We start from the raw sequence: 14,943 nt of genomic DNA, 5'->3' as shown, positions 1-14,943 counted from the left end.
TTACACACAACTTACCCCGTCGGTGGTACCGATCACAGTGCCGAATCAGACAGAGTCAACCAATACTGCCTCTTTCGGACGTTTTGCGATCAACAACGACATGACTGCAGCGATCGCGCAGAGCGCGCCGGCCACCAAGAAGGCAGCGTCGTACGAGCCGATCTGATCACGAACGAGACCGGCCAAGAAGGCCACCAGACCCGCACCGATCTGGTGCGATGCCAGCACCCAACCGAACACGATGGGGGCGTCGGCGCCGAAGTGTTGACGGCACAGCGCGACGGTCGGCGGAACCGTCGCCACCCAATCGAGCCCGTAGAAGATGACAAACGCGATCATCGGTGGATTCACAGTGTTGGCGAGCAATAACGGCAGAAAGAGCAGCGAGATTCCGCGGAACAGGTAGTAGATGCCGAGAAGTTTTCGCGAGTCCATCCGGTCGGTGAACCAACCCGAAGCAATGGTGCCGACCATGTCGAGGATTCCGATCAACGCCAACAGGGACGCGGCAGTCGTGATCGGCATTCCGTGGTCGTGCGACGCCGGGACGAAGTGCGTGCCGATCAGGCCGTTGGTGCTCGCGCCGCAGATCGCAAAGGTACCGGCGAGAAGCCAGAACACCTTGGTCTTCGACGCCATCACCAGCACCGAGATCGCCCGGCCTCCGGCACCGCCGCGCTGGTAGACAGGCTTGGCTGGTGGGGCGTAATCGGCGGGCGCGCCGTAAGGCGTCGTACCCACGTCTGACGGATAGTTACGCAGGAACAGCAGAACGAACGGCACAACGGCCAGTGCGGCAAACGAAACTGTGAAGGCGACGCTCTTCCAGTCGTACGTTTCGGCGATCTTCGCCAGGACCGGGAGGAACACCAGCTGACCGGCAGCACCACCGGCCGTCAGGATGCCGGTCACGAGACCACGCTTCTCGACGAACCAGCGATCGACGACGGTGGCGACAAACGCCAGCGCCATCGAACCGGTACCGAGACCGACGAAGACACCCCACAGCAGAATGAGCTGCCAACTCGAGGTCATGAAGATGGTGAGACCACTGCCGAGCGAGATGAGCGCCAACGCCGAGGTGACGACCGCCCGGATACCGAACCTCTCCATCAAGGCAGCAGCGAACGGCGAGGTCAACCCGTACAGAATCAGGTTGACCGAGACGGCCGCCGAGATGCTGGCGCGCGACCACCCGAAATCTTCGTGCAGCGGATCGATCAGCACCGATGGGGCAGCGCGGAAGCTCGCCGCACCGACCAACGCCAGGAACGCCACGATCGCGACGGACCAGGCGCGGTGAAAGCGCGGCGGGCTCACCTGCTGTTGGCCTGATTCGGGGAGAGCGGTCTCAGAAGTCACAGAGAGAATTCTGCAGTTCGGATTCGATCGAGAACAGTGGCCGGATTGCCAATATATGAAAGAATCAAGCCATGTCTGGTCCGCATCGCGTCGTCGTACTGGCTCTGAATGGAGTCATTCCCTTCGAACTCGGCATCCCGGCGCGCATCTTCGGACGTGCCCTCGACGTCGAGGATCGGCCGCTGTACGAGATCCTGACGTGCACCGTCGACGGCAATCCCGTGCAGACCGACGCAGACTTCAGCATCTCGGTCGACCACGGGAGCGAGTTGCTCGCCACCGCCGACACCGTCGTCATACCCGCGTCGTACGAGTTGGGTCCGGCCTACGAAGACGGCTACCTCTCCCCCGAGTTGGCCGCGGCTTTCCAACACATCCGGCCGGGCACTCGGCTGGTCTCGATCTGCACCGGGTCGTACATCCTCGCCGCGGCGGGTTTGCTCGACGGACTCCGCGCCACGACGCACTGGCGCAACACCGACCATTTCCAGCGTGTCTATCCCAAGGTGAACGTGGATCCCGACGTGCTGTTCGTCGACGAAGGCCACATCCTGACCTCGGCCGGGGTGGCGTCGGGAGTCGACCTCTGCCTGCATATCGTCAGGCGTGACCACGGCATGGAAGTGGCGAACACCGTCGCGAGGCGTTGCGTCGTACCGCCGTGGCGCGACGGTGGCCAAGCTCAGTACATCCGACGCCCCCTGGCCGACAAACCTTCGGAATCGACTGCCGACGCTCGGCACTGGGCCCTCGAACATCTCGACGACCCGATCACCCTGGCGGACCTGGCGACGCGCGCCAACATGAGCGTCCGCACGTTCAGCCGTCGATTCCGCGACGAAGTCGGAACCACACCGAACCGCTGGTTGACCAGCAGACGCGTCGATCGGGCGCGGGAACTACTGGAGGAATCCGATCTGTCGATCGATGCGATTGCTGCTCGAACCGGCTTCGGGACTGCGACATCCATGCGTCAACACATGAACGAGGCCCTCGGCGTTTCACCGAGCGCCTACCGACGCACGTTCAAGGCACCGGTGTAAGCGGCAGTACCAGGCACTATCCTGGATGCCATGGCCGAACAGACTCGCCCGAACTTTCCTCAGTACTGCGGATACCTCCTGGGGAAGACGCTCCCCGACCGGTATCAGGACTGGGTACGGAACGATCTGGTCGGCCCGGGCGCCCAGGCCCGCTACATCATCCGCTTCACCGTGCCGGCGACGCTGATCCTTCTGCTGTTCCTCTTGATCCCGGGACCGATCTGGATTCCCTTGGCCATGATGGCCTTGTTGCTCATCCCGCTCGCGTACTTCGTCGTGGCGCTCGGGACGATCTACCGCCGTCACCGCCTGCTGAGCCACGGACTCGATCCCGAACTGCTCGACGAGAAGGCCCAGCGCCGTGCCGATCGCACTCGCGAGGACTACGAGAAGCGGCACGGTCGCTGAGCACCCCTCAGCGGAACATCGTCACTGCGGCCTTGGCGAGGACCTTCGGATCCTTCTCGTAGTGATGCATCTTGGTGAGCTTGTCTTCCGGAATCCCCAGGAACTTGTAGACGGCTACCTGAGCGCAGCGCACCGAGTACTGCTCGGTGAACACCATGTCGAACGGCAGCTCCGCGAACTGACTGATGAACGCCAGGTTCTTGGAGTGCTTCGGCACCACCAGCGGCCGGTCGCCGACGGCGCGCCGATTGAACAGCGCACTGGCGTAAGGCATATGGCTGGGTATCGAATTCACGACGCTGTCCATAATCTCTTGTCGACGCGCGGCGAGCGCACCGCTCTCGTCGAGCGCCTCGAGGTGTCCGAGCGTCTCTTCCAGCATTTCCCGCCCGGTCATCTCGATGAACGGCTTCTTCACGTAGTCGCCGTCCTTGCGCGGGAACAGACAGTAACCCCAGAAGACTCCTTCGTTCTCCTTCTGCGCGTGATAGTGCGGCTGATGGTGAACCACGATCGAGAGAAGCACGTTCGAGTCCACGAATGTGTTGAGCGCATTTCCGGGGAGCTGCTTGGTGATTCGGGAAATCTCGTTGATGAGCTCGTGTGACGAAGTGGTGACGGTGAAGCTGGTCCACTCACTCTGCGCCCGGTCCCCGAAGAACTTGTCGGGATTCCCGAGATCGTAGAAATGCTCGGTGGCCTGCTTCCACAGCAGCGCACTCGGTGCGTATCTCATGTCTTCGACGATCGGGGTATCCAGATCGCCGATCGAAGAACTGTCGGTGATGCTGCCGTTGGTGTCGAAGACGAAATCGCCCTCCGCCACGTCGATTCGGCCCTTCTCACCGGTGCGGACGTTTTCGTAATCGAGTCCCGTCACGATGATCTCGTCTCGTAGCGGGGTGTCCTTGAACACGAACTCCGTGATCTTCAGTTCGTTGACGAACTTCACGCCCTTGCCTTCGAGGAAGGCCCGCATCGGCAAGATGATGCTCTCGTACTGGTTGTACGGGGATCTGGTGACACCGGCAAGAGTTTGAATGCGACTGAACTCGAGAATCATTCGGTTCATGTACCGGCGCAGCTCCATCGCCGAACTCACCCGCTTGAAAGCAAATGTGGTCTCCCACATGTACCAGAAGTTGGTGGTGAAGAAGTGCGGAGTGTCCTCGAACCACTGCTCGATACTGATGTCGTCGAGTTTTGCCTCGTCCGACTCCGGCATCGTCATCAGCTTCGTCAACAAGTACCGATCCTTGTTGTCGAATTGCATGTGCTTGTAGTCGTTTTCACCCTTGTTGCGAATGCCGTCGCGATCGATCAATCGTGCGACGTCGTGCGTTGGATGCGCGTGGTCGAAATCGAGAATGTCATCCGTCACCGATTTTCCCGGGTTGTCCAGCGACGGAACCACACTCAGCACGTCCCAGAGGTTCTCATAGGTCTCCTCGTTGAGCATGCGACCGCCACGATTGATGAAGCCCGCGTCGTTGCCCAGCTCGCGATGACCGTACTGGTGCTGGAAGGTAGCGGCAGATTCGCCGTCGTTCGCTCCATGCATGTCCAGCCCCATGATGGTGATGTCCTCACCGCTCCACTCACCGTCTCGAATCAAATAGACGGCAGCCGAGAGGTTTCCGATGCCGGCACCGATCATGTAGGCCTTGTGAGACAGCTTGGAAGACATTGGGTTTCGTTCCTTACTCGAGTCGCGGTACGGATACCTTCCAAGCATGGACCCCTTTGCCCGCTGGCGCATCACCCGAACCGGATGACGTCCGTCACGGTCGCTGAAGGCGCACCAGATCCAGTGCAAAACGCGCGTAGTCGCGTGCAATTTCCTCGGGCGTTTGCGGCCCACTCGGCCGATACCATTGCGCGACAGAGACACACATCACGACGATTGCACGCGCGGCCTGTCGCGGCCGATCCGTCCCGAACACACCGGCAGCGATTCCGTCGTCGACCTGCTTCGTCATCAACCATTGCTGGTAGTTGCGTGATTCCGTGATGCGCAACCTGTTCTCGGCTGTGAGACTGCGCATTTCGCTGGCGCCGAGGAATCCTTGATCACGCCGATAGATATGGAACAAGGTCACACATTCGACGAGGAAAGCCAGCCTTTCGGAGGGACTTTCGCCCTCGTCGATAGCCGCCAACGATCTCGTGTTCAGTTCAGCCATGGTGAGGTCGAGAATTTCGGCCAACATCTGTTGCTTGCTGGAATAGTGGTGATACAGACCCGGAACACTCATCTGCGCACGATTGGCGATCTCACGCATCGCAGCACCGTGATATCCGGTCTTCACCATCTCCGCGAGCGCGGCCGCCAACACCGGATCGAACGAACTCGGGCCGAACCTTCGCCACTCGTTCGGGCGAAAATGTGCGTTCGGGTCGGCGTCGTCGCCTCCCCATCGTGGCTGTTCTGGCGGACGCACTATCGCAGCCGGGAGCAGAGCGTCGAAACGCACTCCGAGAATCCCGCCGATTGCCGCCAACCTGTCGACGCTGACTCTGGTCTTTCCGGTCTCGACGGCGCTGAGGGTAGCTGCGCTGACGCCGAGACGCCTGGCCAATTCGCGCAGCGAGAGCCCACGGTGACGCCGGGCTTGCCGGATCGACGCTCCGATCAGGACGGCATTCTCGAATTCGGTCACAGTGTTCAGTATTCCCGAACATTGGATTTCCAACAATGCGATGACCACGGCAATCGGTGAACCTGTTGACTACTGATTATCGGCCTGAACATGATGTGGATCACAAAGACCCAGGTCCGCCCGAGCGATCGTTCGGTGTCGGTAGCGAGAGGATCGAATCACCATGACCGAGGCGCCATATCTTGGAGAACTCCTGCGCGACGCACCCAGCAACTGGGGCAAGTGGGGAGAGTCCGACGAGGTCGGTTCACTGAACTACCTCGACGCCGGACAGGTGCTTCGTGGCGTCGGAACCATCAAGCAGGGTTCCGTGTTCACACTCCAACGTCTTATCGGCGATCCCAAGGGTGATCCGGTGTGGCCGGGACGCAGCCCTGCCGAGCGCACACAGATCTTCGACGAGAGCAGCTGGGACGGCGACGACGCCCCCAACTTCCCCGGTGGCCTGCATTACGCGGACGACAAGATCGACGCGTTCCTGCAGGGTTCGACGCAGTACGACGCGCTCGGCCACGTCTGGTACGACGGCGCGCTGTGGAACGGATACTCCGCTGACACCACTGTCGGCGGCCTGGAGAAGGCCAGCGTCGAACCGATTGCCGACCGTGGCGTCGTCGGACGCGCAGTGCTTCTCGACATGGCAAAGTTCCGCGGCAAGGAAAACCTCGACAAGGCCGAAACCTTCACGCACCATGATCTTTTGGCCTGTGCCGAAGCGCAGGGGGTCACCATCGAGAAGCGTGACATCCTCGTCATCCGCACCAACTTCCTCAAGCTGTTCTTCGACCAGGGCGAAGCCTTCTACGAGGGCTTCTGCGAGCCCGGCCTGATCTACAGCCCCGAACTCGTCCAGTGGTTCCAGGACATGGAGATCCCCAACCTTGTCACTGACACCATTGCCAACGAGGTCACCACCGACCCCGAAAACGGTGTGGCACTGGTTCTCCACAACGCATTGATGCGCAACCTCGGAGTGGTGTTCACCGAGATCTGCGATCTGGAGAAGTTGGCCGCGGACTGCGCGGCCGACGGCCAGTACACGTTCCTGTACGTCGCCGCGCCACTCAAGGTCGCAAAGGCCAGCGGCTCTCCCGTGAATCCGGTTGCCATCAAATGACATACGAAGATCGCCCTTGGTTGGCGTTGTACCGCAACGACGTTCCCCCCGACATCGACGTCGAACACCCCACGATGCTCGAAATGTTGGCAGCGGCGGTCCGCTCTGATCCGGACGCCACGGCTGTGAAGTACTTCGACGGTCAACTCAGTTACGCCGAACTGGATCAGCAGAGTGACGCGCTGGCCCGAGCACTCCGAGCCGGTGGACTGGTGAAGGGTGACCGCGTCGCTCTGTTCCTCCAGAACGTTCCGCAGTTCGTGCTTGCGCTCGCCGGAATCTGGAAAGCCGGCGGCGTCGCAGTCTCGATCAATCCCATGAGCCGTGAACGAGAACTGGGATACCAACTCGAAGATTCCGGAGCAGCGGTTCTGATCGCTCTCGAGGGGCTCTACGAGTCCGTCGGCCGCAATGTCGTCTCCGACTCGCCGGTCAGGCGAGTTATCACCACCTCGGAACTCGAGTATCAAAGTCGCAACGATCCGAGGATTTTCGACGGAATCGTCAAGAAGGATCTCGGTACCGACGATCTTGCGACGCTGATCGACGAACATCGTCTCGGCGATCCGATCACCACTGACGCTGCACCGGAAGACATTGCGGTACTGACGTATACGTCGGGAACCACGGGTCCGCCGAAGGGAGCGATGACCTCTCACGCGAATATGACCTTCAACGCCCAGGTCTACCGGGACTGGCTGGGGCTCACCCCGAAAGACACGGTTCTCGGAGTTGCACCGCTCTTCCACATCACGGGGTTGATCGGTCACATCGCGGTGTCCGTCCTGGCGAGAATGCCGCTGGTGCTGGCCTATCGCTTCCACCCCGAGGTGATGCTCGACGCGATTCGTGAGCACCAACCGACATTCACAGTCGGCGCCATCACTGCTTTTACGGCACTGCTCAACACTCCGGGTTGCGCGCCGGAAGACTTCACCTCCATACGGTTGCTCTACTCCGGCGGCGCACCCATCTCGCCGACTGCCGCCGAGGCCGTCCGCGCCATGACCGGTGCTGCGCTGCACAACATCTACGGGCTGACCGAGACCACGTCGCCGACCCATGCCGTTCCCGTTGGTGCGGATACGCCGGTCGACCCCACATCCGGAGCACTGTCTGTCGGCGTTCCCGTACCCAACACCGTGGTCCGCATCGAAGACGAGGGCGGTGCGATCCTGCCGATCGGAGAGATCGGCGAACTGGTCGTCCGAGGTCCACAGGTGGTGCGCGGTTACTGGAACAAGCCGGAGGAGAGTGCGTCGGCCATTCGCGACGGGTGGTTCCACACCGGCGACGTGGGGTTCATGGACGAAGCCGGCTGGTTCTACGTCGTCGACCGTAAGAAGGACATGATCATCGCGTCCGGCTACAAGGTGTGGCCACGCGAGGTCGAGGACGTTCTTGCCGAGCACCCCGCAGTCCGTGAGGCGGCAGTCGTCGGGATCGCCGACGAATACCGCGGTGAGACGGTGAAGGCGTTTGTCAGCCTCGTCGCGGGGGCGTCCGTCACCCCGGAAGATCTGATCGATCACTGCAAGCAGCGGATGGCGGCGTACAAGTACCCACGCTCCGTGGTGCTGGTGGAGGAACTGCCCAAGACCGTCACCGGCAAGATACTGCGACGGGAACTGCGCACGATCTCTTGATCGCGGGGCAGCGGGCGGACTTCGCGGTCCGCCTGCTGTCTGATCGCGCACAGTTTCCGGTCGACCGCGCCATTGGGGTAATGGAACAGTAATATGTGCTGAGTACCCACGGACAAACGGGAGACATCAGTGAGCAAGTTCGGACGTAAGAAGCAGCCCACGCCCAAGAGCTACCAGTGGCTGGCCATGACCCTCATCGCGTTGTCGCTCTCCGTGTCGATCGGGATTGCCGCCAAACCCTCCTGAGCTCTGCGAATCCGAAACTTGTAACCCCGCGTCCATCTGCACATGGGCAAATAGGTGCAATTCGGACGCTTAGCTGTTCTAACTTTCCTTCCGTCGTGTCACCTCGGCACCGACGGAGAGGATCAACTCACCATGCGAAGCTCACGCTTCGGCGTGCTGGCCGCTGCCGGCGCTGTCGGACTAGTGCTTGTCACCAGCAGCGTCCAGTCCATCGCCACGGCGTCACCGTTCGGTTCGCTCGACGCCGGTTCGAGCTCCGGTTCGACAGAGATACCAACCGTCAGCGACGGCGGCTTCACGTCCAAGACGCCCTACACTCCCGGCCAGCGCATCGCCGACTATCAGGCGCCGCCGACGGGATACTCCCCCGTGTACACGGAAAGTGTTGCGCGCCATGGTTCCAGAGCACTGTCGAGCCTGAAGTACGACGACCTGAGCCTGCAGCTGTGGGAAATCGCCGAAGCCGAGAACGCATTGACTCCCGTCGGCAAGGAATTCGGCCCGGCCCTCCGTGATCTCATGGCCGCCAACAAGAAGCTGGGGTACGGCAACCTCAGCGGACGCGGGATCACCGAACACAGACAGCTCGGCGCGCGGGTCACTGAACGCCTCCCCCAACTGTTCGACGCCATCGCAGCGCAACAGGGCACCATCACCTTGACCTCGTCGGGTGTGGACCGTGCCGTGGACAGCGCCGAGAACTTCGCGCAAGGGCTGACCGGTGCGTTTCCAGCCGTCGCCGGCGATGTTGCACCGGTGACCACGGATGCCGACCTTCTCTACTTCCACGACTCGGATGCAAACGCCGACTACAAGGACTACGAAGAGTCCGATCCTCGACTGAAAGCCGTCGACGACCAGATCGCCGATCTTCCCCGCACCCGCGAAGTCTCGCGGCACATGATGCTCAGGCTCTACTCGGAGGACTTCGTGAACCGGCTGAGTGCGGGCGAGTTCTCACTCGTCGACCGTGGCAAGGGTTCCAGCACGATCGACAACGAAGTCGACGCCGCGTACATGCTGTACAACACGTACATCATCACTCCGGGCATGGCCGAAGAAGGCAAGTGGAATTTCGAGCGGTTCATCGAACCTGCTGACGCGCAGTGGCTCGCATACACGAACGATGCCGAGGACTTCTACGCCAAGGGCCCGGGCTTCACCGGTGAAGACGTCACCTACCGGATGGCAACTGTCCTGCGCGACGAGTTCCTGCGCGGCCTGCAGAAACATACCGGCGACGACGCCGTCCCGGGAGCGGATTTCCGGTTTGCACACGCAGAAACGATCATCCCCTTCGCAGCACTCTTGAAACTGCCGGGAAGCACCGTCTCGCAGGCGGAGGGCGACCTCTACACCTATGCGAACAACCCCTGGCGCGGATCACAGGTCAGCCCGATGGCTGCGAACGTGCAGTGGGACGTCTACGCCGGACCGGAGGGTAAGCGTCTGGTCCGAATGCTCTACAACGAGCGCGAGACAGCATTTGCTGCCCCGTGCGCTCCGGTGAGCGCCGGGAGTTTCTTCTACACGCCGGACGAACTGGCCCGCTGCCTGCCGGAGATTTCACCGGCAGCCTGAGATCCGGCAACTCGGGATCCAGCCAGCGGTCGACGAGGGCGCGCCCATACCTGGTGCAATGCCAGCATGCGCGCCTTCTCGTCGTCTTCCATCAACAAGGCGTCGCAGATCCTCACGATAACCGGAGCCGAAACACCAACGGACGTACCCTGTTCCAGCCGCTGATAGTGATTGAAGCTGATGTCGGCAATCTGCGCGACATCGCGCCGACTGAGGCCGTGCATTCGGCGAGCACCCTCGCAGCGCATGCCGACCTTTTCGGGCGCAAGACTGTTTCGTTTTTCGACGAGCATCTGGCTCATCAACTGACGCGCGCTCGACCCGTTCACGTCGCCACCTTTTCCATCCCTGAAATATGCTTTCACCTAACATGTTTCAGAATATGGGATGGGGCGGACCCGGCGGTATCTCCGAGATGACAGATAATCACGCGATACCGCCAACCCTGTGCCCGTCCAGGCCGCGACGATGAGGCTCAAGATCAGGCTATGAACCTGCCGATCGTCGGATTCGACTGGCAGATGGGACTACTGCCCCAGTTGATCGAACCGAACGCCGTCGCAACGACATTGCCGACGCCGGTGTTCACCGTCGCGGACAGGTACGGATAAGTACCGACCAGGTCGACGATTCCAGACTTGCCCGTGTCGGTGTTGACCCACGCAACGGTCACCTGACCCGCCGCCGGGATGGGTGCAGCGGCCGGGAACGAATCGAAGCGAATGTCACCCTTGGCGATGGGCGGATTGGACTCTGGTCCGGACTGGCCGGTGAGCCCGGTCAACGAGGCCAGTGACCCCTGATTCGGGCACCCGATAGTGACGGCGGCGCCGCCGAAAGGGTGGGGCGGATCAGCCGAGGCGACTCCGGCGAACATGACGCTCGCGGCAATCGGTAGTCCGATGGCCGCAAAAACCCCGGCCGTGCGTGTGACGCTCATAGCTGCTCCTCGGGTCGACAACACTTTCCGGATACCCCTGGTACAACGCCCGAAACGAAGGAAAGACGACTATTCACACCCCCTAGACAACGCGTGTTGTCAGAACTACAGTCGGTGGTGCAGCTCACACCTATCTCTGCCGCGCGCAGACCAGTCCCAGGGAGTGTTCAGATGAAGCGCTACGACCTCCGCAGTCGCACGGATCAACTCGATCCCGAAACCGATTACGAAGAGATGTCGCGCATTCTCGCGGCGCAAGAGTTTCCCTGGGACATCAATCAGGCGCTCAGCTTCGCACTGTTCCGCACATACGCTGTCCCCTCGATCGGCAAGCTCCTCTTCTCCACAGGCGAGTTCACCGACAAGGTTCAGAAGCGCTACGACGACACCAGCCTGATCCTCGACGCCATCCTCGAGCACGGCCTCAGCAGCACCGAAGGCCGCAAGAGCGTGCGTCGAATGAATCAGATGCACGGCTCGTACGACATCTCCAACGACGACATGCTCTATGTCCTGGCCACCTTCGTCGTCACGCCGGTCAGATGGCTCGACGAGTACGGCTGGCGGAAGATGACCGACAACGAGATCGTCGGGTCGACGAATTATTACCGCCACCTGGGTCGGTACATGAACATCAAAGACACGCCGGACACCTACGAGGGCTTCGTCAAACTTCTCGACGACTATGAGCGCGAACACTTTTCATTCGATCCCGGCGCCCGAGCCGTCGCTGATTCCACCCTCGACCTGATGTGCACCTTCCCGCCCAACAACCTGGCACCGAAGGCTCTGGTCAAGGGATTCGCCTTCGCTCTCATGGACGATCACCTACTCGACGCCTTCCACTACAGGCACCCGAGCACTGCGATGCGCGTCGTCTCACGCGGTGCGCTGAAGGTCCGCGCGCGCCTGCTGCGGTTCTTCCCCGTGCGTACGAAGCGGAAATTCGCCCGCGAGCTGCCCAACATCCGCAGCTACCCGAACGGTTACAAGGTCGAAGACCTCGGCACCTTCCCCACGGCATGCCCGGTCAAGCACCTGCAGGCAGACCAGCAGGCCCAAGCGTAAGCACGCTGGAACGCATCGGATTCACTGACGAGTTTGTCCGCGGAACGTTCAGGAGACGATGGTCATGATTCCGATACCGCCGTACGGACTCGGCGACAGTTGGAAGATCTGGACTCCCTGGCTGGTCCCCATCGTGGAGTGGTGGAACTCCTGGCACCCGGGCTGATTCGCGTTTCTCATGCCTAGATGAGGGAGGAGTCGCGACCAGTACGACGAAGGGTGATCAATTCATGGTTCGTCTCGGCGTCGTGTCGACGCCCCTCTTCTTCGAACTCCATCAGCGCATAGAACCTGCGGGCGCGATCGTTGAGGGTGTAGACCTCGAGTGTCACCTCGCCGTGCATGGTTGTGGCGTGTTCGACCAACGCCCGCCCGACGCCCAACCCTTGTGACGCCGGCGCGACGAACAGTCCCCCGATTTCGGAGCCGATCATTCCCAACAGTCCAACGACAGCGGAGTTGTGCTCAGCGACCCAATTGTCGGCCTGAATCAGATAAACCTCTCGCATCTTCTGCTCCCGTTCGCCCGTTCCCTCACCCGCAAGGAACGGGTGGGCTTCACGGGCAGCGCGCGACCACAAGTCGACGACCACATCCTCATCCGAGGATACGTAGCGGCGAATGATCAGATCCTGGTTCACAATCCGACCATACATTCCGGCCTCGGAGGACTCTTTGGTGTCGGAGGCGATCCATTCGAAATCGTTTCGATCTCAGACCGATCCGCAAGCAATCAAGCGGAAAGCATTGATGAACAATACCTTTCGATTGCGTTGGGCACTGCGCCTTGAGCCCGTCGGGATCAGTTCAGATTCATCCCGTGTTCGCGGCTGTCGAGGGCCAGCTTCCAGAACGACTCCCGCTGGAGGATCGTCTCTGATTTCGTCTTCGGGTCAAAGATCTCCAGAATCGAATACTGGAAGTTCTCGATGATGTGCGAGTCGCCAAGGTCTCCTCGCATACTCTCCAGTTCCTTGTTGCCGCCGGTCAGATTGCGCAGGTGCGCATAGCTAGACCAACGCTGCCACAGCCCGTTCGCCTCGCCCGAGGCCGACCCGACGTATAAACGCCCGTCGGTGAGATCGGTGATGACATAGACGCCCTTGACGCTGGAAAGGGCGTCCTTCCAGCTCGGCTCGTCGTTGGCGATGATGCGCTGCAACTCGGCGTGCCTGAGCCTGACGTTCTGGTAACCCGGGAACGTGCCGAGCTTAGTGTCCGGCGCAAGTTCGTACACCTCGGGCTTGAGCTTGCTGTCCTGAATCTTGTCGTACCACCGGAGATACAAGTCTCTGCCGACCGGCTGCTCCAGCTTCACGATGAGCCGCTTGATGTACTCCGAGTACTGGTCGAGGAGCTCCAGCTCGTAGCCCGGGCCGCCGATGATCTCCGGGGCCATCGGGCGAACCCGAAAGAACCCACCGAAGATGAAGTATTGGGGCCCATAAGGGTAGTACTGCGCGAACGCGAGCAGATACTCCGCGTGATCGAGATTATTGTTCTGGTGTCGCTCACGATGGCGGCTCATGTTCAACCACTCCTCGGAGTCCTCCGCCAAAAGTAAGTCCCATGCCGCCGCACCGCCGACGCCTGCTCGTATATTGAGCTTCACCTTCGTCTTGCTCGGCACTGGGACTGGCATGAAATCCGTGAACTGAATCATTTTTCTCCTGTTTTATCGCTCGGTAACAGAAATCGAAAGTTTTCGAGACCCTACAGCCGCCGCGAACGGGTGGCACGCATGAGACTTATCCACACCCGTGGCAGCACATGTAACCTCTATTTTCAAATGTCGTGGAGGTAGCGCCTCAGCTACACAGACCCCGAACGGAAACTCTCATCGAAATCGGTTACGTAATCATTGCACCATGCGGCAAAATCGCCTTGTTCATTGCCTGATCTTTCAGCGATGTCAGAGGGGTGGTGCATAGTGCATCGAGAACTTCACCGAGCGCATATTCAGAACAGAGGACTTAGCATGCCCGCAACAACAGATGATCGGGTTGACCTTCTCGCAAAGCGCTGCGATAGCGATCTCGGCGACCCCGACCTGTGGTTCCGACCCGACGGTTATCCGCACAGTCTTGCCCTGTGCATCATCGACTCGATTGCATCCACCGGCGCGCACTACAACTCTGTCAAGAACGTCCTGCGTCACTACATCGAATATCGGCAGGCCCAAGGCGGCAATGCGGATACCGACAATGCGGGAGCTCTACTGGGCACCTTCACAGAACTTGGCGGTCCACAGCAATGGGCTGAGATGACGAACAATCGCAAACCAACCTCGACGAGCAAGGGTGCTCCGCTCAAGGCTGCGGCTATTCACGAGGCTGCTGTTCAGCTGCGTGAGCAGGGAATCAACAGTACCTATGACCTCTTCAACGCCGCCCCAAGCAAAATTGAGGAGGCAAAGAAGGCGTGGATCAGTGTGCCGGGACAGCGCTCCGGGATCACCTGGAACTACTTCTTGATGCTCGCGGGTATTGGGGGTGTGAAAGCTGACCGCATGGTCATCCGCTTTGTGGCGGATGCGATCGGATCTGCGCCCGAGAATGTCAGTCCCACTGATGCCGCGACCCTGGTGAAAGCGGTGGCCGAGAAGTCGGGCCGCAATGTCACACATCTTGATCATGCGATCTGGCGATTCGAATCCGGCCGACCCGTGAACCAGCAGCACTGAGCACAAGCGAGGGTTCGATCGAGAACTCCTCGAAGGACGGGAAAGTTGACCAGCGACACACGGTTCGAATAAGAAGTCTCAATCTGATGGCGGTTACGGCATTTGGCAGTGCGCTGCGCAGAATAGACCTGGAGTGGAGAACAGATGAGTGCCACGAAAAAGAATTCATCCGCTGAAGGGGTGGTGGAA

Annotated in this window: 15 protein-coding genes; 7 read left to right on the top strand and 8 right to left on the bottom strand. The window is 60.5% G+C overall.

Annotated elements, in window-relative coordinates; translation table 11 throughout:
• Positions 1–45: 45 nt before the first annotated feature.
• Complete coding sequence (locus QM609_RS04940; RefSeq protein WP_030536659.1) at positions 46–1,362, bottom strand: MFS transporter; 1,317 nt, start codon at positions 1,360–1,362, stop codon at positions 46–48.
• Positions 1,363–1,433: 71 nt separating this feature from the next.
• Here QM609_RS04940 and QM609_RS04935 point away from each other — a divergent pair, with 71 nt between their 5' ends.
• The gene (locus QM609_RS04935; protein ID WP_007735863.1) at positions 1,434–2,405 is read left to right on the top strand and encodes a GlxA family transcriptional regulator; all 972 of its coding nucleotides are present in this window, start codon (positions 1,434–1,436) and stop codon (positions 2,403–2,405) included.
• 30 nt (positions 2,406–2,435) lie between these two features.
• On the top strand, positions 2,436–2,813 hold the full coding sequence (locus QM609_RS04930; RefSeq protein WP_003943558.1) for a DUF5313 family protein: 378 nt from the start codon (positions 2,436–2,438) through the stop codon (positions 2,811–2,813).
• 7 nt (positions 2,814–2,820) lie between these two features.
• Here the strand turns inward: QM609_RS04930 and QM609_RS04925 are convergent, their stop codons facing one another.
• Together QM609_RS04925 and QM609_RS04920 are read right to left on the bottom strand one after the other, a co-directional pair.
• A complete protein-coding gene (locus QM609_RS04925) occupies positions 2,821–4,548 on the bottom strand; it encodes an oleate hydratase (RefSeq protein WP_073512952.1) in 1,728 nt (575 codons plus the stop codon).
• 46 nt (positions 4,549–4,594) lie between these two features.
• Positions 4,595–5,473, bottom strand: a complete 879-nt coding sequence (locus tag QM609_RS04920) for a TetR-type transcription factor C-terminal domain-containing protein (protein WP_371683563.1) — start codon at positions 5,471–5,473, stop codon at positions 4,595–4,597.
• A 163-nt stretch (positions 5,474–5,636) separates the two neighbouring features.
• Between QM609_RS04920 and QM609_RS04915 the strand changes: the two genes are divergently transcribed.
• The 3 genes from QM609_RS04915 to QM609_RS04905 all read left to right on the top strand — a co-directional run bounded on the left by QM609_RS04915 (position 5,637) and on the right by QM609_RS04905 (position 10,063).
• The gene (locus QM609_RS04915) at positions 5,637–6,590 is read left to right on the top strand and encodes a cyclase family protein (RefSeq protein WP_007735859.1); all 954 of its coding nucleotides are present in this window, start codon (positions 5,637–5,639) and stop codon (positions 6,588–6,590) included.
• Positions 6,587–8,236 (top strand): class I adenylate-forming enzyme family protein, encoded by a 1,650-nt coding sequence (locus QM609_RS04910; RefSeq protein WP_042920653.1) that lies wholly within the window; start codon positions 6,587–6,589, stop codon positions 8,234–8,236. Before QM609_RS04915 ends, QM609_RS04910 begins: the two co-directional genes overlap by 4 nt.
• Positions 8,237–8,614: 378 nt before the next feature.
• Positions 8,615–10,063: a histidine-type phosphatase gene (locus tag QM609_RS04905; protein WP_003943593.1), complete on the top strand. Its 1,449-nt coding sequence runs from the start codon at positions 8,615–8,617 to the stop codon at positions 10,061–10,063.
• Here the strand turns inward: QM609_RS04905 and QM609_RS04900 are convergent.
• Both QM609_RS04900 and QM609_RS04895 read right to left on the bottom strand, forming a co-directional pair.
• The gene (locus tag QM609_RS04900; RefSeq protein ID WP_058227381.1) at positions 10,009–10,392 is read right to left on the bottom strand and encodes a helix-turn-helix domain-containing protein; all 384 of its coding nucleotides are present in this window, start codon (positions 10,390–10,392) and stop codon (positions 10,009–10,011) included. The genes QM609_RS04905 and QM609_RS04900 overlap by 55 nt on opposite strands.
• 152 nt (positions 10,393–10,544) lie before the next feature.
• Positions 10,545–11,003 (bottom strand): hypothetical protein, encoded by a 459-nt coding sequence (locus QM609_RS04895; RefSeq protein WP_003943607.1) that lies wholly within the window; start codon positions 11,001–11,003, stop codon positions 10,545–10,547.
• 171 nt (positions 11,004–11,174) lie between these two features.
• On the opposite strand from QM609_RS04895, the gene QM609_RS04890 reads away from it, so the two are divergent.
• A complete protein-coding gene (locus QM609_RS04890; protein WP_050656383.1) occupies positions 11,175–12,071 on the top strand; it encodes an oxygenase MpaB family protein in 897 nt (298 codons plus the stop codon).
• Between the two features lie 48 nt (positions 12,072–12,119).
• On the opposite strand, the gene QM609_RS04885 is transcribed toward QM609_RS04890, so the two are convergent.
• From QM609_RS04885 to QM609_RS04875, 3 genes are all read right to left on the bottom strand, one after another.
• Positions 12,120–12,251 (bottom strand): hypothetical protein, encoded by a 132-nt coding sequence (locus QM609_RS04885; RefSeq protein ID WP_256718246.1) that lies wholly within the window; start codon positions 12,249–12,251, stop codon positions 12,120–12,122.
• Positions 12,252–12,253: 2 nt separating this feature from the next.
• Positions 12,254–12,712, bottom strand: a complete 459-nt coding sequence (locus QM609_RS04880) for a GNAT family N-acetyltransferase (protein ID WP_042920782.1) — start codon at positions 12,710–12,712, stop codon at positions 12,254–12,256.
• A gap of 161 nt (positions 12,713–12,873) precedes the next feature.
• Complete coding sequence (locus QM609_RS04875) at positions 12,874–13,734, bottom strand: GIY-YIG nuclease family protein (protein WP_042920657.1); 861 nt, start codon at positions 13,732–13,734, stop codon at positions 12,874–12,876.
• 315 nt (positions 13,735–14,049) lie between these two features.
• Between QM609_RS04875 and QM609_RS04870 the strand changes: the two genes are divergently transcribed.
• Positions 14,050–14,754, top strand: a complete 705-nt coding sequence (locus QM609_RS04870; RefSeq protein WP_042920659.1) for a DUF8548 family protein — start codon at positions 14,050–14,052, stop codon at positions 14,752–14,754.
• Positions 14,755–14,943: the final 189 nt, after the last annotated feature.

This window comes from Rhodococcus sp. IEGM 1302, assembly GCF_030056935.1.
GTDB classification, from domain to species: Bacteria; Actinomycetota; Actinomycetes; order Mycobacteriales; family Mycobacteriaceae; genus Rhodococcus_F; species Rhodococcus_F qingshengii.
This window is presented reverse-complemented; position numbering and strand designations above follow the sequence as displayed.

What these genes read in the sequence shown, in the direction of transcription:
- QM609_RS04935 (WP_007735863.1), top strand. Translation starts at nt 1,434, where the DNA reads ATGTCTGGTCCGCATCGCGTCGTCGTACTGGCTCTGAATGGAGTCATT.
- QM609_RS04930 (WP_003943558.1), top strand. Translation starts at nt 2,436, where the DNA reads ATGGCCGAACAGACTCGCCCGAACTTTCCTCAGTACTGCGGATACCTC.
- QM609_RS04925 (WP_073512952.1), bottom strand. Translation starts at nt 4,548, where the DNA reads ATGCTTGGAAGGTATCCGTACCGCGACTCGAGTAAGGAACGAAACCCA.
- QM609_RS04915 (WP_007735859.1), top strand. Translation starts at nt 5,637, where the DNA reads ATGACCGAGGCGCCATATCTTGGAGAACTCCTGCGCGACGCACCCAGC.
- QM609_RS04910 (WP_042920653.1), top strand. Translation starts at nt 6,587, where the DNA reads ATGACATACGAAGATCGCCCTTGGTTGGCGTTGTACCGCAACGACGTT.
- QM609_RS04905 (WP_003943593.1), top strand. Translation starts at nt 8,615, where the DNA reads ATGCGAAGCTCACGCTTCGGCGTGCTGGCCGCTGCCGGCGCTGTCGGA.
- QM609_RS04895 (WP_003943607.1), bottom strand. Translation starts at nt 11,003, where the DNA reads ATGAGCGTCACACGCACGGCCGGGGTTTTTGCGGCCATCGGACTACCG.
- QM609_RS04890 (WP_050656383.1), top strand. Translation starts at nt 11,175, where the DNA reads ATGAAGCGCTACGACCTCCGCAGTCGCACGGATCAACTCGATCCCGAA.
- QM609_RS04885 (WP_256718246.1), bottom strand. Translation starts at nt 12,251, where the DNA reads ATGAGAAACGCGAATCAGCCCGGGTGCCAGGAGTTCCACCACTCCACG.
- QM609_RS04875 (WP_042920657.1), bottom strand. Translation starts at nt 13,734, where the DNA reads ATGATTCAGTTCACGGATTTCATGCCAGTCCCAGTGCCGAGCAAGACG.
- QM609_RS04870 (WP_042920659.1), top strand. Translation starts at nt 14,050, where the DNA reads ATGCCCGCAACAACAGATGATCGGGTTGACCTTCTCGCAAAGCGCTGC.